Below are 22,282 nucleotides of genomic sequence, written 5' to 3' on the forward strand. Positions count from 1 at the left end.
TCTTGGCGACGCGACCACCTCTGCGCGGTCGCCTCGTCCAGTGCTGGTCGTCTCGGGACTGCCGGTCAGGATTCGGGGAGCTCGGGACCCTCGATGTCGTAGCCGCCGAGCAGCTTGGCCATCGCGAGGTGTGGCTTGGCCTCGTCGTGACGCGACTGGCGCTGCAGGGTCCGGCCGAGCAGGAGCAGCGCGTAGTGGTCATCCGGGTTGTCAACGAGCATCGCGCGCAGGATTTCCTCCGAGCGCGAGAGCTGGGCCGAGTGGTAGTAGGAGCGCGCGAGATAGAGCCGCAGCTCGCTCGTGCCGTGCAACGGCGGCTCCATGACACTGCGGTCCACGAGGTCGGCAAACAGTGGTGCGGCGGCGGCATACTCCCCCGCCGTGAAGCGGTCACGCGCCGCTTCGTACTCCTCCGCGAACGAGTCGTCACTCATGCTGTGCTCTCCTTCGATGTATGCCGCTAGCGTCGTCTACGTCTGAACCTAGACAGCCCTAGCCTGATGAATCAACGGAAGGCCGGAAGCCCGGTGAGGGCCTGGCCGATGACGAGCTGGTGGACCTCGGACGTGCCCTCATAGGTGAGGACCGACTCGAGGTTGTTGGCGTGCCGCATCGGTGAGTACTCGCCACTGATTCCGTTGGCGCCCAACAGGGTTCGGCACTCCCGCGCGATCTTGATCGCCTCACGGCACGAGTTGAGCTTGCCCAGCGAGACCTGCTCGGGCCGCAGGGTCCCGGCGTCCTTGAGCCCGCCCAGGTGGAGCGCGAGCAACATGCCCTTGCCCAGTTCGAGCGTCATGTCGGCGAGCTTGGTCTGGGTGATCTGGTAGCCCGCGAGCTTCTTGTCGAACATGTCGCGGTCGAGCGTGTAGGCGATCGTCGTCTCGAGCGCATCACGCGCGGCACCGAGCGCCCCGAAGATGATCCCGAAGCGCGCCTCCGACAGGCACGACAATGGCCCCGACAGCCCGCGAGCCTCGGGCAGCATCGCCGACGCCGGCAGCCGCACACCCTCCAGGACCAGCTCGGCCGTGACCGACGCGCGCAGCGACAGCTTGCCGGTGATCTCCGGAGCCGAGAACCCAGGTGTCGACGTCGGCACGACGAACCCACGGATCGTCTCGCCATCGCCGGCGTCGGTCCGAGCCCACACGACCGCGACATCGGCGACCGACCCGTTGGTGATCCACATCTTCGAGCCGTCGAGCACCCAGTCTTCGCCGTCGCGTCGCGCGCGCGTACGCATCCCCGCAGGGTTGGACCCGAAGTCCGGCTCGGTCAGTCCGAAGCACCCGATCGCCTCACCGGCCGCCATGCGCGGGAGCCACTCCTGCTTCTGCTCCTCGCTGCCGAACTGCCAGATGGCAAACATCGCGAGCGACCCCTGGACGGAGACGAGCGAACGCACACCCGAGTCGACCGCTTCCAGCTCGGCACAAGCCAGTCCGTATGCCGTGGCGCTCGTCCCAGCGCAGCCGTAGCCCTCGAGGTGCATCCCGAGCAGTCCCAGCTCACCGAGTCGGGGGGCGAGCTCGCGCACCGGCACCGAGGCCGACTCGAACCAGCCGGACACGTGCGGCCGAACCTCCGTTGCCAGGAACGAGCGCACCGTGTCGCGCATGTCGCGATCCTCGGCGCTGATCAGGGCGTCGATGCCGAAGAGGTCCATCGGCGACTGGGGCGACTGGGGCGACGCAGCCATCAGGCAGCCCGCCCTTCGGCCTCGCGCTTGATGCTCTCGAGAGTGCTGCGCATGCCGGTGTTGAGGTCGACCTCGAGCCCGTCGTGACCACCGGGGAAGAGGGTGCCGAACTTGGCCGACATCTCGGAGACCCCCGTGGGCGTCTCGCGCCGCTGGGTCACCCGCGTCCCGATCTCGATCGGCTCGAGGGTGAACGACCACACCGACTTGTTGTCCTTGGCCACGAACGCATAGCGACGGGGCTCGTCGTACTCAATGACCTTGGTCCGCATCGGCCACACCAGGAGCCCTTTGCGGTTGAGGTTGTAGGCGCGCGTCCCGAGCCCCACCGGACGGGAGCGCACGTATGCCGCCATGACCATAGGACTGTGCCGCACCATCGCTGCCGGGTCGGCGAGGATCGACCAGACGCGCTCCGGCGTGGCGGCGATCTCGATCTGCTCCTCGAGCGTGGGCTTCATTCGCGAGGGGTTGGCCATGCCCCAAACCTACTCGGCTGACACCTGAGGGCTCAGTCGACTGAATGGGCTGCGTCGCGGACGAGGGCCGTGTCGACGAACTGCTCGAACCGCACGATCAACCCACCTCGAACGATGAAGTGGTGCGCGACCCGAACGGCCAGGTCCTTGCCGGTCCCCCGGTGGCGAGCCGTGTATCGGGCCAGGACGACGACGTTCTCGCCGTCCACCACATAGGTGTCATCGTGGGCGGCCCAACCGTCCCACTCCGCGCCGAGCTTCTCCATGACGTTGCCCGTGACGCCCTCTGGCGTCCGGTACGTCCCGGCGAGCGGGAAGCCCGCCATCTCGGTCCACTCGACATCCGGAGCCATCGTCGCGCGCAGGGCCTTCAGGTCCCCCGCCGCCGAGGCGAGGTACTGGCGGCGCACGACCTCGGCCGGGCTGGACTCGGCGTTCAGCCCCATGTCATCTCCCCCTTGGCGACCTTGGTCCCGAGACCGGCAGCGATCTTCAGCCCCGCCTCGGGATAGGCAGCCAGCAGGGAGGCCTCAGCCCCGGCAGCGTCGGATGAAGCGGAGATGGTCTTCTCGAAGGTCTGGAGATATTCGCGGGTGTGCGTGATGGCCGTGAGATCCGTCGGAGCTCCCGCGGTCCGGTGACCGGCGACGACAAAGGTCGGGTTCAGCGCCTCCAGGTCGTCCAGGACGCGGATCCACTCGGCCCGAAGCTCCGGGGTGGCACTGTCCGCCGTCCACACGTGCAGACCTTCGAACAGCAGCACTCCGCCGATGAGCGAGCGGGTCTCGGGCTCGAACAGGTGCCACGACCGGTCGCCGAGGAGCTCACTGCCCTTGCGCACCTCGATCCCAGTGCCATCCACCAGGAGCGAGGTCGCGGTCAGCGGGGTCAGCTCGACGAGGCGGGTCGGCAGGTTCGGGCCAAGGTGCGCCCACGCCTGCAGCTTGCCCTCGTAGCTGTGGGCGATGTGCTCGATGACATCAGCGGGAGCCAGGAAGGTCGCCTCGGGGAAGGCGTCGGCGATGACTTCAGCGCCGAAGTAGAAGTCCGGGTCTCCCGCTGTGACGACGACCGTGGTGAGTCGCTTGCCGGAGTCGAGGACTGCGGCGACGATCCGGTGGCCGTCGGCACGGGTGAAGGCCGCGTCGACCACGAGCGCCTCGGTCTCTCCGGTGACCAGCACGCTGGTCTTGTTGAGCGACGTGTCCGCCGCGTCGATGACGATGTACTCAAGATTGCTCATGAGGTAACCGTAGGATCGCTGCTGCCAAGAATCACGGTGTCCACGAGTAGGTGAATGGTGAAAATGGGACAGCAACCGATCCGTCGAGTGCGCTTCATCCCACCCAGTACGAGCACCGGTGACATCGAGGTCAACACCCTCAAGGGGATTCGCGACCGCGGCGGCCCCCACGAGTTCCTCACGACCCAGCGCCTGGACTTCGACCTGCTCGTGCACGTCGAGCAGGGTTCCGCGCGACACATCGTCGACTTCAACGACCACGCCCTGGGCCCGGGTGACGTGCTCTGGGTGAGAGCGGGCCAGGTCCACCACTGGGGCGCGATCGAGGCCCTCGAAGGCAACGTCGCCATGTTCGGACCGCACACCCTCGACGAACGCACGAGCGACCTCCTCAGGTCCTACCCCACCAGCCCGCGGAGCCACTGGTCGGCAACTGACCTCGCGAACACGCCGGTCCCGCAGGCCCTGGGCCTGCTGGTCGCGACGGGCGCCGAGCCTCGGCAGGCCGGTCGCGACGCCCTGCACCAGGCCGCCCTCAGCCACTCCTTGGCTGCGCTCCTCGTGCACCTGTCACTGAGCCGAACAGACGGCGGTCCGCACCCCCAAGGAGCGAAGCCTGAGGTCTACATCTGGTTCAGGGACCACCTCGAGGAGCACTACCGACGGTGGCACAAGGTCGGCGACTACGCGGACCGACTGGGCTACTCCGCTCGCACGCTCAACCGCCTCGCTCGCCGTCACACCGGAATGTCGGCGAAGGAGCTCATCGACGAGCGCATCCTCCTCGAGGCCAAACGACAGCTCAGCCACGTCGACGCCTCGATCGCCGACATCGCTGAGGACCTCGGCTTCGACGACGCGTCCAACTTCTCGTCCTACTTCCGCCGACAGACCCAATTGACGCCGGGGGCCTTCCGCACCCAGAGCCGGCTCGCGTGAGCAGGCCCAGACCTCGTCGGAGGGTCAGCCAACAGCCATGCGCCCGGTGATGAACCGCTGACCACTCGCGTCGTTCCCCATGCTCCGCAACCTACGACGCGGGGGTGACGGGCAAACTCAGTTGGTCGGACGGCATACCGGAAGGGAGACTCGACTCTCGTGGCACATCTTGAGGTCAACCAGGTCGGATTCACCCTCCCCGACGGACGCCCCCTGCTCGACGGCGTCCAGTTCCGCGTGGGTGAGGGGCAGCGCGTGGCCCTCATTGGCCCCAACGGCACGGGCAAGACGACCCTGACCCGCATCATCTCGGGTGACCTCACCGCCCACGAAGGCGCCGTCACGACGTCCGGGACCCTCGCCGTGATGAACCAGTTCGTCGGCAAGGTCCGTGACGACTCGACGGTGCGCGACCTGCTGATCTCCGTTGCGCCAGAGCGCATCCGCAAGGCCGCCCTGGCCGTCGACGCCACCGAGCTGCTCATCATGGAGATCGACGACGAGCCCTCGCAGATGGCCTATGCCCAGGCGCTCGCCGACTGGGGTGACGCCGGTGGCTACGACTACGAGACGACGGTCTGGGACACGGTCACGACCCAAGCCTTGGGTATGCCGTTCGAGCAGGCTCAGTGGCGTGCCGTCACCTCCCTGTCGGGAGGCGAACAGAAGCGCGTCGTGCTCGAGGCCCTGCTCAACGGCCCGGCGGACCTGCTGCTCCTGGACGAGCCGGACAACTACCTCGACGTGCCGTCGAAGCGCTGGCTCGAGGACCGACTCATCGCGAGCGACAAGACGGTGCTCTTCATCAGCCACGACCGCGAGCTCTTGTCGCGGGTTGCCACCGCCGTCGTCACCCTGGAGCCCGGCGCCAACGGGGCCACCGCGTGGATCCACCCGGGCTCGTTCGCGACGTGGCACCAGGCCCGGATCGACCGCAACGACCGTCTCGACGAGATGCGGCGGCGCTGGGACGAGGAGCACACCAAGCTCAAGGCCCTCGTCCTCATGTATCGCACCAAGGCCGCCTTCAACGACGGCCTCGCCTCGCGCCTCCACGCCGCCGAGACCCGCCTCGCGAAGTTCGTCAAGGCGGGCCCACCCGAGAAGGTCGCCATCGCGCAGAACGTCACGATGCGACTCACGGGTGGACGCACGGCCAAACGGGCAGTGGTGTGCACGGGAGTGGAGCTCCTGGCGCCTGATCCCGAGAGCGGCGCCGACGACCTCATGAAGCCGTTCGACCTCGAGGTCTGGTTCGGCGAGCGCGTGGCCGTGCTCGGCTCCAACGGGTCGGGCAAGTCGCACTTCCTGCGACTGCTCGCCGCGGGTGGGAGCGACCCCGACGTCGAACACCAGCCGGTCGGCGACGTTGCCATCGAACACGTGCGGCACAGCGGAACGGCGCGCCTGGGGTCCCGCGTCCGGCCGGGCTGGTTCGCCCAGACCCACGACTCGCCGCAGCTGCGCGGGCGCACCCTCCTCGAGATCCTGCACCGCGGCGACGAGCACCGCACCGGCCGCGGTCGCGAGGAGGCGTCGCGCGTCCTCGACCGCTACGAGCTCGCGCACCAGGGCGAGCAGACGTTCGACACGCTCTCCGGCGGGCAGCAGGCGCGGTTCCAGATCCTGCTGCTCGAGCTGAGCGGCGCGACCCTGCTGCTCCTCGACGAGCCCACCGACAACCTCGACCTCCACTCGGCCGAGGCGCTGGAGCAGGCCCTCACGGCCTTCGAGGGGACGGTCCTCGCCGTGACCCACGACCGGTGGTTCGCGCGCACCTTCGACCGGTTCCTCGTCTTCGGCAGCGACGGTCGGGTCGTCGAGACTCCCGGGCCGGTGTGGGACGAGGCGAGAGTCAGCCGCTCCCGCTGACCGCGAGGATCAGTCCGCGGTCTTCGAGGTCATGAGCGAGAACTCCTCGCCGTCCGGCCCCTTGACCGTGACGATGCGGCCGAACTCGAACTCCCACGGGTCCTCGGCTGCCGAGCCGCCAGCGTCGAGAACCCGCTGCCGCGCGGCATCGACGTCATCCACCTCGAACGTCACACACCACCGCGGACCCAACACATCCTCGGTCGACTGGTCGCCCATGCCACCCGCTGGCCACTCGCCACCCGCCGGCGTGAACGTCGCATAGCTGATGCCGCTCATCGACATGTCGTCATAGGTGAAGCCAAAAACGGTGCCGTAGAACGTCTTTGACGCCTCGAGTCGTGCCGACGCCAGGTCCACCCAGCCGACGGCACCATGCTCGTTGTGCACCTCGTAGCCCGTGTGCTCGCGCGCCTCCCACGCCCCGAACGCAACGCCACCCGGGTCCACCCACAACCCCATCCGCGCGAACGCCCCGATGTCCACGGGCTCCATGAGGGCTTCGGCACCAGCCGCCGCAGCCGCCCGCGCCGTCGCGTCGACGTCATCCGTGGCGAGATAGGTCGTCCACACGGTCGGCCACTCGTCGTCGCCCTCCATCGGCGGAGACATGCCCGCGACTCGTCGGCCACCCACGAGCGCGTTGTTGTAGTGGCCGTACTCCTCACCGCTGTCCTCGAACTCCCACCCGAGCACGACGCGATAGAACCACTGGCTGCGGGCGAGGTCGCTCACCATGATCTCGACCCAACAGGGGCTCCCCGCCGGCCACCTCTCGGAGTGCGTCGCCATGCGCTGAGGCTAGGCCTCCCGTCGTTGAACACGCCAGACGGCGTATGCCGTGTGGTCCCGGAAGGGGGACGACACGGCATACGCCGTCGTGGGTTGTCAGGCGTGGCGCGAAGCGTCAGGCCGTCTTGAGGGTGAGGCCGTAGGCGGAGAGGATCTCGCCGACCGGCTGGAAGTAGGCGATGTTGGGCTGGCCGACCTTCTCGCCGCACACTCCGCTGGAGCCGTAGCCCGCGCCGCCGCTCGTCACGCCCTGGGCAAGGTTGCCCGCCATCCAGGAGCCGCCGGAGTCGCCGCCCTCGGTGCAGGTGTTGGACTTCGTGAGGCCCGAGACCGAGCTCGTCGTGCCGTCACCGTTGTCGTAGTTCACGGTGACGTTCTTGGCCTGGACCGAGCCGCAGGTCCAGTAGGTGGTGCGGCCGGACTTGCAGATCGCGGTGCCGACGGCGGCGTTGCTCGACCCCGTCACCGCCCGTGCGGAGCCGGTCCACAGGTCGACCGCGCCGATGCCGGTCCAGCTCGACGCGAGGGTCGAGTAGGCGTAGTCGTTGCCGGGGAACGAGAAGGCCTGTGTCTTGCCCAGGGTCGTGCCGTTCTTGGAGAAGGTCTGGTAGCCCTCGCCGCAGTGGCCGGCCGTGATGAAGACCGGGGCGCCGGCCTTGGTGGCGTTGAAGCCGAGCGAGCAGACGTAGCCGCTGAACTCGATCTGCTGGCCGCCGTAGACGTTGGCCTGGGTGGAGACCTTGGCCTGCGTGCCCTCGACCGTGACGGACGGGTCGGCGATCTTGGCGCGGGTCGCCTCGACGCGATCCGCGGGCACCGTGAGGATGACCTTGTTGGTGACCGGGTCGACGTAGGACGCGATGGTGTCCTTGCCGGCGACGGTGGTGGCGGCCTTCTCGGAGGCGGCGAGCCGGGACTTGTCGGCGCTGACGACACGGGCGCTCGCCCCGGCGGAACGCACCGTGGACGCGGCGGCGGCGTCGGTGACGTTGACGTGGAGCACGCCCGTCGCCTGGTCGATCCACGTGCCGACGGCCTTGGCGCCGAGCGACGTCTCCAGCGACGTCGCCGTGCGCGACAACCCCTCCTGAGCGGCCACTCGGTCACGGGCGGTCTCGAGGCTCAGGCCCTCCTCCGTCGCGAGCCACTGCGCCGACATCTCGGCGACGGAGTCACCGGAGTCGACAGCCAGGGGTCCGGTGCTCGGGCTGCTCGGGCCGCTCGGGCCAGGGTTCGCAGCGTTCGCGGCGGGCGCGACGCAGAGGGCGGTTGCTGCTGCAGCGGCCGAGAGGGTTCCGGCCAGGACGGTGAGACTTCTGCGAGACATGCGTGGATCTCCTGTCGTGGATCGCCGGGCGGTGTTTCCGCCGACCCTCTCGACGCTAGGAAGCCGCGCCCAAGAGCCCGGTCAGGGACCCGTTCCCATTGCCCCAACGCTTGGTCAAGGGCGCCCATGCATCGTCAAGAGCCGACACGCCGGTGCGCAATGTCCGGGAAACATGGGCGCGCGATGATGACGTCCATGACCGCCGAGACGACGCTGCGCGATGACCCCACTGGATGCTGCGGGGTGCGCGGCGATCTACGGGCACTACGTCGAGCAGTCGACCGCGACCTTCGAGGAGGCCGCTCCGAGCGCCGAGGAGATGGCGGCCCGGATCGCCTCAGCCCAGGAGCGGCACGCCTGGATCGTGGCCGAGCGGGGCGGCACCATCGTGGGTTATGCCTACGGCGGACCGTTCAAAGCCCGTGCGGCATACCGGTATTCATGCGAGGTGAGCGTCTATCTCGATGCCCCCGCCCGCGGTGGTGGACTCGGAAGGACCCTGTATGCCGCCCTGCTGGATCGGATGGAGTCTCTCGGCCTGCGCATGGCGTGCGGCGGCGTGACGATGCCCAACGACGCGAGCGTCGCGCTGCACCTGGCGATGGGGTTCGAAGAGGTCGGGACCTATCGCCAGATCGGCTGGAAGCACGGCGCGTGGCGCGACGTGACCTGGTTCCAGAAGCCACTCGGCGGTGACGGGCCACCGCGCTCCTGAGGATCAGTCGGTCAGGATGCGACGAGGTCCTGGTAGTCCTCGTGCTTGGCGATCCAGCCCTTGATGAAGGGGCACAGCGGCAGCACCGTGAGCCCACCCGTGGCGCGCACGTCGTCCAGGGCGCCACGAGCCAGGGACGAACCGACACCCTTGCCACCGAAGGCCTCCCCCACCTCCGTGTGGGTGAAGGTGATCCGGCCCTCCTCGAGCCGATAGGCCGCGAAGCCCGCGAGCTCGTCACCGAGCCGGGCTTCGTAGCGCAGCAGGTCGGGGTTGTTCGTCACGACGACGTTCTCAGCGTTGTCAGCCATGCTGTTCATCATGACCCACGTTGAGGTTCTGAGCCCGCGCGAGGTGCCCTTGGGCGGGCCGCGGTCGATGACCGTGCGCCGCACCCTGCCCCACCGGGACCGGTCCTTCGTCGGGGCCTGGTGCTTCGTCGACCACTACGGGCCGAACGACGTTGCGACGACCGGCGGCATGGACGTTCCGCCGCACCCGCACACCGGACTGCAGACGGTGAGCTGGCTCTTCGAGGGCGAGGTCGAGCACCGCGACAGCGGCGGTGTGCACGCCATGGTCCGCCCCGGCGAGGTCAACCTCATGACGAGCGGCAAGGGCATCGCCCACTCGGAGGTGTCGACCCCCTCGACCACGGCCCTGCACGGCGTCCAGCTCTGGGTCGTCCTGCCGGAGGCCGACCGCGACCTCGAGCGCGAGTTCCAGCACCACGCCGCGCCCGTCGTTCCGCTGGGTGAAGGAGTCACTGGCCGCGTCTTCATCGGCTCCCTCGCCGGTCAGACCTCACCCATCACCACCCGGACCCCCCTCCTCGGCGCCGAGGTGACCCTCGCGGAAGGTGCGACGTGGACGATCGCGGCTGACGCGGCATACGAGCACGGCCTGTTGGTCGACACCGGGAAGGTGACGTTCAACGGGACGGAACTCGCGCGGGGCGATCTGGGCATCGTCGACGACGGGCTCACCGAGCTCACCGTCGTGGCGCACGAACCGACGCGCGTCATCCTGCTCGGCGGCACGCCCTATGACGAGGCGATCGTCATGTGGTGGAACTTCATCGGGCGCGACCACGACGAGATCGTCGCCTTCCGCGATGAGTGGCAGTCGCGCTCGGAGCGCTTCGGTGAGGTCGACGGGTATGCCGGCCGGCTGAGTTGGTTGCCCGCGCCCGAGCTCCCGGGTGGTCGGCTCCGCAGCCGCACGCGCGCCGGCCGCCACTGAGCCTGCTGCACCCAGTCTCGACACATACCCAAGGGGGGTATAGTATCGAGGCATGAGCGAGCACGAGATCCACCAGCACTCCTACATCGCGAGCGGGCACAAGGACGACTACCTCAAGCGGTTGCGCCGCATCGAGGGCCAGGCCCGGGGCATCCAGAAGATGGTCGATGAGGAGAAGTACTGCATCGACATCCTCACCCAGATCTCCGCGATGACGAAGGCGCTGCAGTCCGTCGCACTCGGGCTCCTCGACGAGCACATGAACCACTGCGTCGCCGACGCAGCGCGCAAGGGCGGGCCCGAGGCCGACGCCAAGCTCAAGGAAGCCAGCGAAGCCATCGCCCGCCTCGTCAAGTCCTGATCCTCCTTCAGAAAGTGAGCACTCCCATGAGCACCCAGACCTTCACCGTCACCGGGATGACCTGCGGCCACTGCGTCGCCTCCGTCACCGAAGAGGTCAGTGAGATCGCCGGCGTCGAGAACGTCGACATCGACCTCGCCACCGGATCCGTCACCATCACGAGCACCACGCCGCTCGAGGACGACGCCGTGCGCGCCGCCGTCGAGGAAGCCGGCTACACGTTGGCATGACCGCGTTCAGAGAGGTCAGCACGCCCGTGAGGGTCGTCGGTTTCATCGCCGCGCTCGCTGCCGTCTTTGGCATCACGCTCGGCGCCGGCCGCCTCTTCGGCCCGGTCGACGCCCAGCCCGCGAGCGCCGGTCACGACACCCACGCGTCGACCGAGCCCACCGGGCCCGGTGACGCGATGGGGTCCGAGCACTCGGACCACCTGCCCGGCGGGCTCCAGGTCTCCCAGGACGGCTACACCTTGCGCCTGCACCACTCCGACCTGGCTGCCGGTTCGAAGACCCCGCTCGACTTCGTCGTCGACGGTCCGGACGGCAAGCCGGTCACGGCATACACACCGCAGCACGAGAAGGAGCTGCACCTCATCGCGGTGCGCCGCGACTTCTCCGGCTTCCAGCACGTCCACCCGACCCGCGCGGCCGACGGCACGTGGAGCACGACGCTCGCGCTGACGCCCGGCGCGTGGCGGGTCTTCGCCGACATCGCCCCCAAGGGTGCGGAGCCGCTGACGCTCGGTGCCGATGTGTCGGTCGCCGGCGCCCATGCGCCCGTCGCCGCACCCGCCGAGGACGTCCGCGTGGCGACGGTCGACGGCTACACCGTGACGCTCAAGGGCGATCTTGCTCCCGGCGCCGACTCGGCCCTCACCCTCTCGGTGAGCCGCGGCGGCCAGCCCGTCACCGACCTCGACCCCTACCTCGGCGCGTTCGGTCACCTCGTGGCGTTGCGAACGGGCGACCTCGCCTACCTCCACGTCCACCCCGAGGGCCACCCCGGCGACGGCACCACCAAGCCCGGCCCGGACATCACCTTCGGCACGACCGTCCCGAGCGCAGGCACCTATCGCCTCTTCCTCGACTTCCAACACGAAGGCGTCGTCCGCACCGCAGCCTTCACCGTCACCGCAGGAGGGACCAATGGCCACCAGCATTGAGCTCGACATCACCGGGATGACCTGCGCGTCGTGCGCCAACCGGATCGAGCGCAAGCTCAACAAGCTCGACGGCGTCGTCGCGACGGTCAACTACGCGACCGAGAAGGCCAAGGTCGAGTACCCCGAGACCGTCTCGACCGACGTCCTGCTCGAGACGGTCGAACAGGCCGGGTATGCCGCCCACTTGCCTCCCGCTCCCGACGCACCTGTCGTGGACGGTCCCGTCACCGATCCGACTGTGGCCCTGCGCGACCGGCTGCTCATCTCAACGGTGCTCACCGTTCCGGTCATCGCGATGGCGATGGTCCCGGCGTTCCAGTTCACCTACTGGCAGTGGGCGTCGCTGGCCCTGGCGGCGCCCGTCGTCGTCTGGGGCGCCTGGCCGTTCCACCGGGCTGCCTGGGTCAACCTGCGCCACGGTGCGACGACGATGGACACCCTCATCTCGGTCGGAACCCTCGCCGCGTTCGGGTGGTCGCTCTATGCGCTCTTCCTCGGCACGGCTGGCACCCCCGGGATGACTCACCCGTTCCGCTTCACCATCGAACGCAGCGACGGTGCGGGCAACATCTATCTCGAGGCAGCGGCCGGGGTGACGACCTTCCTGTTGGCCGGTCGCTATGCCGAGGCCCGGGCCAAGAGGCAGTCCGGTGCTGCGCTCAGGGCCCTGCTCGAGATGGGCGCCAAGGACGTCGCCGTCCTGCGTGAGGGCACCGAGGTCCGCATCCCCGTCGAGCAGCTCGCGGTGGGGGACGAGTTCGTCGTCCGCCCCGGCGAGAAGGTCGCGACCGACGGTGTCGTCACCTCCGGCTCGTCCGCGGTCGACGCCTCGATGCTGACCGGCGAATCCGTTCCGGTCGAGGTCACGGTCGGTGACTCGGTCGTCGGCGCCACCGTGAACTCCGGCGGCCGGATCGTCGTGCGCGCCACCCGCGTCGGTAGCGACACCCAGCTCGCCCAGATGGCGCACCTCGTCGAGGACGCCCAGAACGGCAAGGCCCAGGTGCAACGGCTCGCCGACCGCATCTCGGGGATCTTCGTCCCGATCGTGATCGGCCTGGCGGTGGGAACCCTCGGCTCCTGGCTCGGCACCGGTGCGGGCTGGACCGCTGCGTTCACTGCCGCGATCTCCGTCCTCATCATCGCCTGCCCGTGCGCGCTGGGACTCGCGACGCCGACCGCCCTCATGGTCGGCACGGGACGCGGGGCCCAGCTCGGCATTCTCATCAAGGGCCCCGAGGTCCTCGAGTCCACTCGTCAGGTCGACACGATCGTCCTTGACAAGACCGGCACCGTGACGACTGGACAGATGACCCTGCGCGACGTCATTGCCGCACCTGGCGAGGACCGCGACGAGGTCCTGCGCCTGGCCGCGTCGTTGGAGCACGGCTCCGAACACCCCATCGCCCGGGCCATCGTCACCGGAGCCGGTGATGCGGGCCTCGAACTCGCGCCCGTCGAGGGTTTCGCGAGCGAGGACGGGCTCGGGGTTCAGGGAGTCGTCGACGGTCACGCCGTCGTCGTCGGCCGCCCACAGTTCCTGACCACGTGGTCGATTGTTGTCGGGGCGGAGCTCGAGGCCGCGCTGACCGAGGCCCGAAGCACCGGCGCGACGCCGGTCGTGGTCGGCTGGGACGGGCAGGCACGCGGCATACTCACCGTTTTTGATGGGGTGAAAGCCACGTCAGCACAGGCGATCTCGCGACTCAAGGACCTCGGGCTCACGCCCTACCTGCTCACCGGAGACAACGCCGAGGCCGCCCGCACAGTCGCCGCCGAGGTCGGCATCGACCCGGCCAACGTCATCGCCGACGTCCTGCCCGCCGACAAGGTCGCCGTCGTCCAGCGCCTCCAGGGAGAGGGCAAGGTCGTCGCCATGGTGGGCGACGGTGTCAACGACGCGGCCGCACTCGCCGCGGCGGACCTCGGCATGGCGATGGGCACCGGCACCGATGTCGCCATCGAGGCCAGCGACCTCACCCTCGTGCGCGGCGACCTGCGGGTGGCCCCGGACGCGATCCGGCTCGCCCGGCGCACCCTGTCGACGATCAAGGGCAACCTGTTCTGGGCGTTCGGCTACAACGTCGCGGCCATCCCGCTCGCGGCCGCCGGACTGCTCAACCCCATGCTCGCCGGGGCGGCCATGGCGCTGTCGTCGGTGTTCGTCGTGACGAACAGCCTGCGGCTCAGGGGTTTTCGCGCCGACGCCTGACGTTCGTCTTCGTGCCCCACACGGACATGAAATGGGCGCCTTCGGCGCGCAAACATGTCCGTGTGGGGCACGAAGACGGTTTGGGTGCTCAGGCGGTGAGGGACTCCGCAAGGGTTGCCAGGCGGTCGAGGGACGCGCGCAGCTGCGGTTCCTGCGTGGCTCGGGCACGCGGCATACGCGCCTCGTCGGTGAGCCCGGTCCAGTCATAGGTGTGCGTGACACGTGAGGTGCCGTCCTCCAGGGGCTCGACCTCCCACCGCCACTCGTGACCCGCCGGCGCCTCGCCCTCGTTGCCGGGACGCCACGCGATGCGCCGCCCCTCCTCGAAGTCGACGACGAGGTTGTCGCGGTGGTTGCCCTTCGTCGTGCGCATCGCGAAGATCTCGCCGACCCCGCGGATGCGATCGCCCTTGATGATCTCGACGAGGTTGTCGTTGCCGTCCCATTCGGGCTGCCGCCGCGGGTCCGCAATGAGCTCGAAGACGGCCTCGGCGGGTGCGGCGATGTCGCGCGTGGAGCTGACGACCCGGGTCTCGTTTTCCATGGCTCCATCGAAGCACGTGCGACGCGACGAATGTCGTCGGACAACAATGGGCACATGACTGGCAAGCCCGTCCCCCGCCCTTCGGTCGCCGAGATCCGGACTCAGCTGCGCGCCGCCCTCAAGAACGCCATGAAGGAGCGCGACAAGCTGGCCGTCTCCGCCCTGCGTTCGGGCCTCAGCGCCATCGACAACGCCGAGGCGATCACGACCGAGCCACCCGCCGCGAGTGACGCCGAGTCACCGATCGCGGGCGCGGCCATCGGGCTGGGCGTCACGGAGGCTGCTCGACGCGAGCTCACCGTCGACGACGTGCGGGCTCTGCTGCGCACCGAGGTCGAGGAGCGTCGCGAGGCCGCCACCGAGATCGAGGGCGCCGAACACCCGGACCGTGCTGCTGACCTGCGGCGCGAGGCCGACGTCCTCGAGTCGGTCGTGACCGGATGACGTCCGTCCTGTGGCTGCGCCGCGACCTCCGGCGCGCTGACCACCCCGCCCTCCTCGCCGCACGCGACGCCGCCGGCGGAGAACTCGTCGTCGCCTACGTCATCGACCCCGCCCTCTGGGCCGGTGCAGGGGCCGTGCGGCGGGCCTGGCTCGCGGCGGCCCTCGAGGCAACGCGTGAGGAGTTCGACGACGGCCTGACCCTGCTCTGGGGCGACCCCCGCGAGGTCGTGCCGGCCCTGGCGAAGCGCGTCGGCGCCACCTCCGTGCACGTCACCCGTGAGACGACGCCCTTCGGTCGTCGCCGGGACGAGACTGTCGCCAGTTCGCTTGCGGCACAGGGCATCGAGTGGGTCGAAACGGGGACCCCGTATGCCGTGGGGCCGGGTCTCGTGCAGAACCTGAGTGGTGCGCCCTACAAGGTCTTCACGCCGTTCGCGAAGGCCTGGCGCGGGCACGGCTGGCCCGATCCCGCGCCCCGCCCGAGTGAGCTTCCGCTGCGGCACGTGCGCAACGACGCCAAGGCGACGCAGGCGATCGAGGAAGCGCTCGCCGCGCCGGACCTGCCCGACCTACCGGCCGCCGGCGAACGCGCCGCCATGGCGCGGTGGCGAGAGTTCTGCGAGACGGGACTGACGGCATACGCGACCGATCGGGACCTACCGGCCACGGACGGCACGTCACGGCTCTCTCCCTACCTCAAACTGGGTGTGGTGCACCCGCGCACGTTGCTCGCCGACCTGGCGGGGCGACGTGGCGAGGGGGCGCAGACCTACATCAACGAGCTCGGCTGGCGCGAGTTCTATGCAGATGTGTTGTGGCACAACCCTTCCAGCGCGTGGAAGGACCTGCGCGATCCGCTGGCGGGCATGGCCTATGACGAGCCGGCCGATGCCATCGAGGCGTGGCAGACGGGTACGACGGGCTATCCGATCGTCGACGCGGGGATGCGTCAGTTGCTCGCGCAGGGGTGGATGCACAACCGGGTCCGGATGATCACGGCGAGCTTCCTCACCAAGGACCTGCACGTGTGGTGGCCGGTCGGGGCGCGGCACTTCCTCGAGCTCCTCATCGATGGTGACATCGCCTCGAACAACCACGGGTGGCAGTGGGTGGCGGGGACGGGCACGGATGCATCGCCCTATTTCCGCGTGTTCAACCCGGTGACGCAGGGCGAGAAGTTCGATGTGGACGGCGACTACGTGCGGGAGTGGGTGCCCGAGCTCGCGCACCTCGCCGGCAAGGCTGCGCACCAGCCGTGGGAGCACCCCGACGGCTACGCCCACGGCTATCCGCAGCGCATCGTCGACCATGCCGAGGAACGCCGCGAAGCCCTCCGTCGCCTCGGCGAGCTCAAGGACTCCTGACCGCTGCGCTCCCGACTCGGGACCGATGCTCGATGATGTGGAGATGCACAAGCTGGGGTTGATTGCTGGGCTGGTCGTTGCCGTCATCGGTGCGGCTCTCGTCCCCCTGCCCGGCCCTGGTTATCCGATCCTCGCGCTGGGACTCGTCGTCGCTGCAGCCTCAGCCATGTCGACGCGGCGGGGGCACAGCAAGCGTCCGTAGTCCGGGTGAGCTGCGTCTGCACAACGCACCGACGGCCATACGGCGCCGTCGTACGCTGCGAGCATGGGACTTCTGCGACCTGCGAAGCGTGACCGTTGGCAGAGCCAGTAGGTACCGCATTCGCATTCCTGTCGCCGATGGGCTTCCACGAGATCACATCCGACACCTACCGTCTGGGCCGGTCGACCGTGCTCGGCAACAGCTACGCCGGTGTCCATATCGATGCGGACGCCGACAGTGGAATCGCCGCGGTCACGCTGATGCGCTTGCGGAATCGTTCCGGACGATTCATGCCGCAGCGGCGACGAGCTACCGCAGCCGGCGGACTGGAGCAGCAGAAGGTGCAGGAGAAAGACGCGTTGACATTTAAGGTTTCAGATTTGATACTCTAAGTGCTTTAAAGGTTCAGATTTGGTACTTTAAGGAGCACATGATGGCTGGCACGACGAGTGGGCGCACCCCGGTCGCGGTAGTGCGCGCGCTCGACGGACTGGGCAGGGACGTGACCACATGGCGCAAACTACGTCACCTGACGGTCGAGCAGGTCGCCGATCGTGCTGGCCTTGGCCGCAGCACCGTCCTGCGCCTTGAAGCCGGGCAGGGTGCCTCTTTGGAGAACCTGTTGCGGGTAGCTCGCGCTCTAGGCGTGCTGGACTTGCTCACGAAGGCGCTCGACCCATACGCGACCGATGTGGGCCGCCTCCGCGCCGACGAGGAACTGCCAACCAGGGTGCGTGCACGCGGAGCTGGTCGGTGAACGGCGTCGAGGTGTGGGTGTCTATCGGGGGCGTCGACGTGCGCGCGGGGACCCTGTACCCGCACCGCCGCCGCGGTGGGACCGCCGAGGGCGCCAGCTTCACCTACTTTGACGAGTACATCGCGAACCCGCACGCCTACTCCCTGGAGCCGGGGCTACCTCTTGAGGCCGGCGCGCACCAGAGCACCGTTGGGCATTCGATGTTCGGCGCATTCGGTGACTGCGCCCCCGACCGATGGGGCCGAGCTCTGATTAAGCGGCGTGAAGCCGCCGAGGCGCGTGCCGAAGGCCGCGAAACCCGCAGCCTCGGCGAAGTCGACCACCTTTTGGGGGTCCGCGACGACCTACGACAGGGCGCGCTGCGTTTTCGCCACGGCGACGGCCCGTTTGAGGCGATGGAGGAGCGCGGCGTCCCTGCCTTGACTGACCTGCCCGAGCTGCTGACTCTCGCTGAGCGAGCCGAGACGGACTCCGCCGACCTGCCGGACCTTCAGCGCCTCATCCGCGTAGGCAGTTCCCTCGGTGGGGCGCGGCCGAAAGCGCACGTACGCGACGCCGACGGCAACCTCGCGATTGCCAAGTTCCCGAGTGCCGCCCATGACACGTGGAACGTCATGGCGTGGGAGAAGGTCGCGCTCGAGCTCGCCGCCCGGGCCGGGATCACCGTCCCGACAAGCAGCCTGCTGAATCTCGCTGACCGCACCGTCCTGGTCGTGGATCGGTTCGACCGGACCCGCGAAGCCGACGGTGGACCCGCCGGCCGGGTCGGCTACGTCAGCGCGATGACCATGCTCCAGGCCACCGACGGCGAGCAGGGCAGCTACCTAGAAATAGCAGAGGCCATCGAGATGCGTTCGTCGCGCACAACGGCTGACCTGCGCCAGCTCTGGCGACGGATCATCTTCTCCATAGTTGTCTCCAACACGGACGACCACCTGCGCAACCACGGATTCCTCCACGAGGACGGAGATACCTGGCAGCTATCTCCGGCGTTCGACATCAACCCGAACCCCGAGCCAGGTCCCAAGCACCTGAGCACGGCCATCGACCTCGGTGATGACACGGCAAGCGTCGAGCTCGCGCTGTCGGTCGCGGACTATTTCCGTCTCAACGCCGAGGAGGCCAACGAGGTCATCGCTGAGGTTCAGACAGCCGTCTCGCACTGGGCGCCGGTTGCCCGGCAGCATGGCTTGTCCTCCCAGGAAATCGCCGCCATGTCGTGGGCTTTCGAGGCGCACTCCGCGCGCGCTTCGAAATAGACGCGGCAAACCCCTGACCCCGCCGGGCGCATCGCTCGGTTCGCGGCATATGCGTAAACGCCTCACGCTGTTGACAGGACGATCACCTGGGGAGGGGCTCGTCTGGCGCGTCAGTCTTGGCGTGACGTCCCGAGATGCGGCCCGCTCTCACCGAGTCAACGATCAGAGCAGTCAGGACGCAAGCCTCCAGCACGACAACCGATACAGCAACCGCGGGGTGCGAGGCCCAACTGTCCGAAGCCCCCGTGTTGAGCACGACTATCCAACCGATGAAGACCCCCAGCGCTGCGAATGCGAGCAGCCTTCCGCGCTTGCCAACCGCCGGCCCTACCACGTCTCGTCGCAATCGGTACAGCGCACCCGCTGCGAATGTTAAGACCACCACCGCGATGACGGCCGCATCAACCACGTCCATGACGTCCATTCTGCCTAGCGCCTGCGCCACCTTCCGCACATCGGCAGATCCGGTACCTCGAGTGGTGCAGATTCAGGCGATGGCGCGGAGGTACGCCTCGAGCAGCGGGCCGGCCGTGGTCGCGCCGCCTTCGCCTTCGTCGACGAACACCGCGACGGCGAGGTCGCCCTGGATCCCGATCATCCACACGTGCTGCTTGAGGGCCTTGGCGTCACCGAACTCCGCCGTTCCCGACTTCGCGAGGACCGGTTCGCCCGGAACGTCCGCGAGGAACTTCCCGCTGCCTTGCTCGACGACGCCACGCATGAGTGTCTTGAGCAGCGCCGACTCAGCAGCCGTGACCGGCTTGGCGGGTGCCGGGGCAGCCTCAGCCTTGGCCCCGACGACGAAGACCGGAGCCACCGGCTTGCCTGCGGCGATCGATGCAGCAACGGTGGCCATGCCGAGCGGTGAGGCCTCGACCTTGGACTGGCCGATCATCGAGGCGGCCTCGTCCGTGCCCGGCTTGGGCTCCGGCACCGAGCCGATGAAGGCCGACACCCCCAGCCCCGGCTTGGCCGTGAGGCCCAGACTCGCTGCAGCGGTGGGGAGTTCGGCGGGTGCGAGCTTCTCGCCAGCACGGATGAACGCGGTGTTGCACGAGTTCGCGAAGGCCGTGCTGAAGGGCACCGACCCCAGAGCCGACGTCGGATAGCTGTCGACGTTCTTGAACGTGCGCCCGTCCACGGTCACGGTCGGCGTGCACTCGACCTTGCTCGCGGGTGTCACACCCGAACGCAGCAGGGCGAGGCCGGACACCATCTTGAACGTCGAACCCGGGGCATAGCGACCCTGCGTCGCAGTCGACACACCCTTGCCGCCCGGACCACTCGCGGCGGCGAGCACGTGGCCCGTCGACGGCTGGATGGCCACGATCGCGGATGCCGGGACGACCTTCTCGAGCACGGCTTCGGCGGCTTCCTGCTTCGCGATGTCGAGGGTGAGGGCCACCGGCTTGCCCGGCGTCGACGGAGTGTTGAAGAGCGTGCGCTCCTGCTCCCCACCGGTCGCGAGGACGGTGTAGCTCGGTTGACCGGACAACTGCGCGTCGTATGCCGCCTGCACACCACCGATGCCGACCTCGTCTCCCGCGACGATGCGGCCCTCGGACTTCTCGACGATCTCGGCGGTCGCGCCGCCGACGGTGCCGAGGAGGGGTCGCGCGAAGGTTGAGGTCGGTGCCAGCGGCAGGGTGTCGGCCACCAGGAAGACGCCGGGCGCAGCGAGCGCTCGCGCCTCCGCCTCCTGCGGGCTGCCTTCGCGCACCGTGATCGCCTCGACGAAGGCCTTGGGCCCTGCGTTCTTGACCGCCGTGACGTAGTTGGCGCTGTTGATCCCCAACGCCTCGGCGAGGAGCGGGGCGGTCGCGAGCGCCTCGGACGCGGACACCTTGGTCTTGTCGATGCCGATGCGGGACACGGCGCGCGGCGTCACGATCTGCTGGTTGTTGGCACCGAGGATCTCGGCGCGGGTCGGCTGCTGACGCTTGATCCGCAGGCTCTCACCCTCGACCAGGTCAGGCGCGAGCAGGTCCGGCTTCCAGACGCCGGCCCAGGTGCCGTCGGTCTCGCGCACGTCGAGCGGGGTCTCGTAGGTCCAGGGTGCGGCCGACCCGGGCAGGGTCCATGACTGCTTCAGGATCGCCGAGGCTGCACCGTCCTTGGCCTCGGTCATGGACGCCACCGACACGGTGTGCGTCGCCTTGCCCATCCCCTTGACGAGGGCAGCAAGATCCGGCGGTCCGCCATCAGCAACGACGGACCCTGGAGCGAACTTCCCCGCCGCCAGTCCCGTCGCCACCCGGTCGGCGGCCAGACGCGCCTCACCCTTGTCGCGGCCCAACCACGTCAGGCCACCCCACGCCGCTCCCCCGAGCAGCGCCGCCACCACGACTGCAATCCCGACCTTGAATCCCCACCCACGCGAACGCACGGCACAACCCCTCACGATCCGAACGCCGGGGTTGTCTCCCCGGCCTGACCCCGTCACTCTTTCATCGGCCGCGCGCGAACGCAGGCGCAGCAACGCCGAGTTCGCCGATCCTCACCGGATCTTCACATGCGGCGGCGGCACCTCTGCGGCGGCGGGAGCAGAGCGTCCGGGAAGCAGTCGAGTGACACGTTCGATGACGAAGGCGACAACGAGAGCGATGCCGACACCGATCAGTGCGGCGAGCAGGGGGTTGTCCTGCACCCAGTGACCCGCCAGAGATCCGACCCCGACCGACCACGCCGCCCACGTCACCCCCGACACGAACGAGAAGAGCGCAAAACGTCGCTGCGGGTAGTGCGCCGCACCCGCCGTGAGGTTGACCGCCGCCCGCCCCACGGGAACCCAGCGTCCGACGACGACGATGACGGCGCCGCGCCGATCGAGGTGTCCCCGCGCCCAGGCGAGCGCCCGCCGACCGGGCGCGGTGCGTTCCAGCAGTCGATCGAGTCCTGCGTGCCGTCCCAGCACGTAGGCGAGGTTGTCACCGACCCAGGCGCCCGCCGCCGCAGCAGCGAAGAGCGCGAGCCAGTGCGGGGTCCCGGTCGACGCACCCACCGCGGCGAGCCCGATGAGGACACCTTCACTGGGCAGCGGAGGCACCACTCCGTCGACGGCGAAGAAGACGAACAACGCAGGGAGCAGCCACGCCGAACCCGCGTGCAGCTCGATGAAGCTGTTGATCGCCTCGACCATGGGCCAAGTGTGACCGAGGCCTACCCGACGAAGAGACAGAAGGTGTGGCCCGCGGGGTCCGCAAGGACATAGAGCGGCTCCTCCTCGTCGTCCGTGCGATCCAGCCGCAGGGTGGCGCCGAGCCCAAGAGCCGTGTCCTTGTGTCCCTCGAGCTCCGCGACGCTGTCGACCCGGTAGTCGACGTGCAGCTGCTGCGGCACGGCGTCGTCGGGCCAAGTGGTGCGCGCCAGCCGTTCGACCTGCTGGAACGCGAGCTGGCGAGTGCCGTCCGGCCGGGTGAGGACGAGCCAGTCCGCGTCATCGGCGCTCCCGTCCGTCGGCGGCTCGTCGCCCGGTCGATAGACGAGACCGAGGAACTGCCGATAGAACTCGGCGAGTTCGCGGGGCCGCTCACAGTCCAGAACGGTGTGCACGTATGCCGGGTGCTCGCCCATCGCTGTCGCCTCACGTCGCTCTGTCATCCGTGTCATCCGCCCGTGGCAGACCAGTACGAACACAACCTAGGCTCCCCTGCGTCTGGTTTCTAC

The 22,282-nt window shown here is 68.8% G+C and carries 27 protein-coding genes; 14 read left to right on the forward strand and 13 right to left on the reverse strand.

Annotated features, from left to right (window positions below; all coding sequences use genetic code 11):
• Positions 1 to 65 precede the first annotated feature (65 nt).
• From JNB_RS11760 to JNB_RS11780, 5 genes are all read right to left on the reverse strand, one after another.
• Complete coding sequence (locus JNB_RS11760; RefSeq protein WP_009776693.1) at positions 66 to 434, reverse strand: tetratricopeptide repeat protein; 369 nt, start codon at positions 432 to 434, stop codon at positions 66 to 68.
• Between the two features lie 71 nt (positions 435 to 505).
• Positions 506 to 1,702, reverse strand: coding sequence for an acyl-CoA dehydrogenase family protein (locus JNB_RS11765; RefSeq protein ID WP_009776694.1), 1,197 nt, complete (start codon positions 1,700 to 1,702; stop codon positions 506 to 508).
• The gene (locus JNB_RS11770; RefSeq protein ID WP_050766613.1) at positions 1,702 to 2,181 is read right to left on the reverse strand and encodes an SRPBCC family protein; all 480 of its coding nucleotides are present in this window, start codon (positions 2,179 to 2,181) and stop codon (positions 1,702 to 1,704) included. Before JNB_RS11770 ends, JNB_RS11765 begins: the two co-directional genes overlap by 1 nt.
• A 32-nt stretch (positions 2,182 to 2,213) precedes the next feature.
• Positions 2,214 to 2,627, reverse strand: coding sequence for a nuclear transport factor 2 family protein (locus tag JNB_RS11775; RefSeq protein WP_009776696.1), 414 nt, complete (start codon positions 2,625 to 2,627; stop codon positions 2,214 to 2,216).
• Positions 2,618 to 3,424: an MBL fold metallo-hydrolase gene (locus tag JNB_RS11780; RefSeq protein ID WP_009776697.1), complete on the reverse strand. Its 807-nt coding sequence runs from the start codon at positions 3,422 to 3,424 to the stop codon at positions 2,618 to 2,620. Before JNB_RS11780 ends, JNB_RS11775 begins: the two co-directional genes overlap by 10 nt.
• Before the next feature lie 63 nt (positions 3,425 to 3,487).
• Between JNB_RS11780 and JNB_RS11785 the strand changes: the two genes are divergently transcribed.
• Both JNB_RS11785 and JNB_RS11790 read left to right on the forward strand, forming a co-directional pair.
• A complete protein-coding gene (locus tag JNB_RS11785) occupies positions 3,488 to 4,363 on the forward strand; it encodes a helix-turn-helix domain-containing protein (RefSeq protein ID WP_009776698.1) in 876 nt (291 codons plus the stop codon).
• A gap of 159 nt (positions 4,364 to 4,522) precedes the next feature.
• Entirely contained in the window at positions 4,523 to 6,235 is a 1,713-nt protein-coding gene (locus JNB_RS11790; protein WP_009776699.1) for an ABC-F family ATP-binding cassette domain-containing protein, read from the forward strand.
• A 9-nt stretch (positions 6,236 to 6,244) separates the two neighbouring features.
• On the opposite strand, the gene JNB_RS11795 is transcribed toward JNB_RS11790, so the two are convergent.
• On the reverse strand, positions 6,245 to 7,027 hold the full coding sequence (locus JNB_RS11795; protein WP_040883746.1) for a VOC family protein: 783 nt from the start codon (positions 7,025 to 7,027) through the stop codon (positions 6,245 to 6,247).
• 115 nt (positions 7,028 to 7,142) lie between these two features.
• Complete coding sequence (locus JNB_RS11800; RefSeq protein WP_009776702.1) at positions 7,143 to 8,354, reverse strand: S1 family peptidase; 1,212 nt, start codon at positions 8,352 to 8,354, stop codon at positions 7,143 to 7,145.
• Between the two features lie 220 nt (positions 8,355 to 8,574).
• Here JNB_RS11800 and JNB_RS11805 point away from each other — a divergent pair, with 220 nt between their 5' ends.
• Positions 8,575 to 9,069: a GNAT family N-acetyltransferase gene (locus JNB_RS11805; protein WP_009776703.1), complete on the forward strand. Its 495-nt coding sequence runs from the start codon at positions 8,575 to 8,577 to the stop codon at positions 9,067 to 9,069.
• Positions 9,070 to 9,080: 11 nt separating this feature from the next.
• Here the strand turns inward: JNB_RS11805 and JNB_RS11810 are convergent, their stop codons facing one another.
• Positions 9,081 to 9,380 carry a GNAT family N-acetyltransferase gene (locus tag JNB_RS11810; protein ID WP_040884723.1) on the reverse strand — a complete coding sequence of 100 codons (300 nt, stop codon included), beginning with the start codon at positions 9,378 to 9,380 and terminating at the stop codon, positions 9,081 to 9,083.
• Positions 9,381 to 9,390: 10 nt separating this feature from the next.
• On the opposite strand from JNB_RS11810, the gene JNB_RS11815 reads away from it, so the two are divergent.
• From JNB_RS11815 to JNB_RS11835, 5 genes are read left to right on the forward strand one after another with little or no spacing between them, the layout of a single operon-like run.
• Positions 9,391 to 10,311: a pirin family protein gene (locus JNB_RS11815; protein ID WP_050766708.1), complete on the forward strand. Its 921-nt coding sequence runs from the start codon at positions 9,391 to 9,393 to the stop codon at positions 10,309 to 10,311.
• A 52-nt stretch (positions 10,312 to 10,363) separates the two neighbouring features.
• Positions 10,364 to 10,672, forward strand: a complete 309-nt coding sequence (locus tag JNB_RS11820) for a metal-sensitive transcriptional regulator (RefSeq protein ID WP_009776706.1) — start codon at positions 10,364 to 10,366, stop codon at positions 10,670 to 10,672.
• A gap of 26 nt (positions 10,673 to 10,698) precedes the next feature.
• Positions 10,699 to 10,902 (forward strand): heavy-metal-associated domain-containing protein, encoded by a 204-nt coding sequence (locus JNB_RS11825; protein ID WP_009776707.1) that lies wholly within the window; start codon positions 10,699 to 10,701, stop codon positions 10,900 to 10,902.
• Positions 10,899 to 11,834, forward strand: coding sequence for a hypothetical protein (locus JNB_RS11830; RefSeq protein ID WP_009776708.1), 936 nt, complete (start codon positions 10,899 to 10,901; stop codon positions 11,832 to 11,834). Before JNB_RS11825 ends, JNB_RS11830 begins: the two co-directional genes overlap by 4 nt.
• Positions 11,818 to 14,046: a cation-translocating P-type ATPase gene (locus JNB_RS11835; RefSeq protein WP_009776709.1), complete on the forward strand. Its 2,229-nt coding sequence runs from the start codon at positions 11,818 to 11,820 to the stop codon at positions 14,044 to 14,046. Before JNB_RS11830 ends, JNB_RS11835 begins: the two co-directional genes overlap by 17 nt.
• Positions 14,047 to 14,134: 88 nt before the next feature.
• Here the strand turns inward: JNB_RS11835 and JNB_RS11840 are convergent, their stop codons facing one another.
• Positions 14,135 to 14,590 (reverse strand): SRPBCC family protein, encoded by a 456-nt coding sequence (locus JNB_RS11840; RefSeq protein WP_009776710.1) that lies wholly within the window; start codon positions 14,588 to 14,590, stop codon positions 14,135 to 14,137.
• A 54-nt stretch (positions 14,591 to 14,644) separates the two neighbouring features.
• On the opposite strand from JNB_RS11840, the gene JNB_RS11845 reads away from it, so the two are divergent.
• The 6 genes from JNB_RS11845 to JNB_RS11865 all read left to right on the forward strand — a co-directional run bounded on the left by JNB_RS11845 (position 14,645) and on the right by JNB_RS11865 (position 18,616).
• Complete coding sequence (locus JNB_RS11845) at positions 14,645 to 15,034, forward strand: hypothetical protein (RefSeq protein WP_040884729.1); 390 nt, start codon at positions 14,645 to 14,647, stop codon at positions 15,032 to 15,034.
• Positions 15,031 to 16,398 (forward strand): deoxyribodipyrimidine photo-lyase, encoded by a 1,368-nt coding sequence (locus JNB_RS11850; RefSeq protein WP_009776712.1) that lies wholly within the window; start codon positions 15,031 to 15,033, stop codon positions 16,396 to 16,398. Before JNB_RS11845 ends, JNB_RS11850 begins: the two co-directional genes overlap by 4 nt.
• Positions 16,399 to 16,441: 43 nt before the next feature.
• Positions 16,442 to 16,600 carry a PGPGW domain-containing protein gene (locus JNB_RS21325; RefSeq protein ID WP_237700764.1) on the forward strand — a complete coding sequence of 53 codons (159 nt, stop codon included), beginning with the start codon at positions 16,442 to 16,444 and terminating at the stop codon, positions 16,598 to 16,600.
• A 137-nt stretch (positions 16,601 to 16,737) separates the two neighbouring features.
• Positions 16,738 to 16,992 carry a hypothetical protein gene (locus JNB_RS11855; protein ID WP_009776714.1) on the forward strand — a complete coding sequence of 85 codons (255 nt, stop codon included), beginning with the start codon at positions 16,738 to 16,740 and terminating at the stop codon, positions 16,990 to 16,992.
• Positions 16,993 to 17,033: 41 nt separating this feature from the next.
• The gene (locus tag JNB_RS11860) at positions 17,034 to 17,357 is read left to right on the forward strand and encodes a helix-turn-helix domain-containing protein (protein ID WP_148232398.1); all 324 of its coding nucleotides are present in this window, start codon (positions 17,034 to 17,036) and stop codon (positions 17,355 to 17,357) included.
• Entirely contained in the window at positions 17,354 to 18,616 is a 1,263-nt protein-coding gene (locus JNB_RS11865) for a type II toxin-antitoxin system HipA family toxin (RefSeq protein ID WP_009776716.1), read from the forward strand. Before JNB_RS11860 ends, JNB_RS11865 begins: the two co-directional genes overlap by 4 nt.
• 82 nt (positions 18,617 to 18,698) lie before the next feature.
• On the opposite strand, the gene JNB_RS11870 is transcribed toward JNB_RS11865, so the two are convergent.
• The 4 genes from JNB_RS11870 to JNB_RS11885 form a co-directional block, all read right to left on the reverse strand.
• Positions 18,699 to 19,031 (reverse strand): hypothetical protein, encoded by a 333-nt coding sequence (locus JNB_RS11870; protein WP_148232399.1) that lies wholly within the window; start codon positions 19,029 to 19,031, stop codon positions 18,699 to 18,701.
• A gap of 72 nt (positions 19,032 to 19,103) precedes the next feature.
• On the reverse strand, positions 19,104 to 21,002 hold the full coding sequence (locus JNB_RS11875; RefSeq protein WP_009776718.1) for a penicillin-binding transpeptidase domain-containing protein: 1,899 nt from the start codon (positions 21,000 to 21,002) through the stop codon (positions 19,104 to 19,106).
• Positions 21,003 to 21,113: 111 nt separating this feature from the next.
• A complete protein-coding gene (locus tag JNB_RS11880; protein WP_009776719.1) occupies positions 21,114 to 21,755 on the reverse strand; it encodes a DedA family protein in 642 nt (213 codons plus the stop codon).
• A 20-nt stretch (positions 21,756 to 21,775) separates the two neighbouring features.
• On the reverse strand, positions 21,776 to 22,189 hold the full coding sequence (locus tag JNB_RS11885; protein ID WP_009776720.1) for a VOC family protein: 414 nt from the start codon (positions 22,187 to 22,189) through the stop codon (positions 21,776 to 21,778).
• Positions 22,190 to 22,282 lie beyond the last annotated feature (93 nt).

The sequence above is a fragment of the Janibacter sp. HTCC2649 genome (assembly GCF_000152705.1).
Taxonomy (GTDB): domain Bacteria; phylum Actinomycetota; class Actinomycetes; order Actinomycetales; family Dermatophilaceae; genus Knoellia.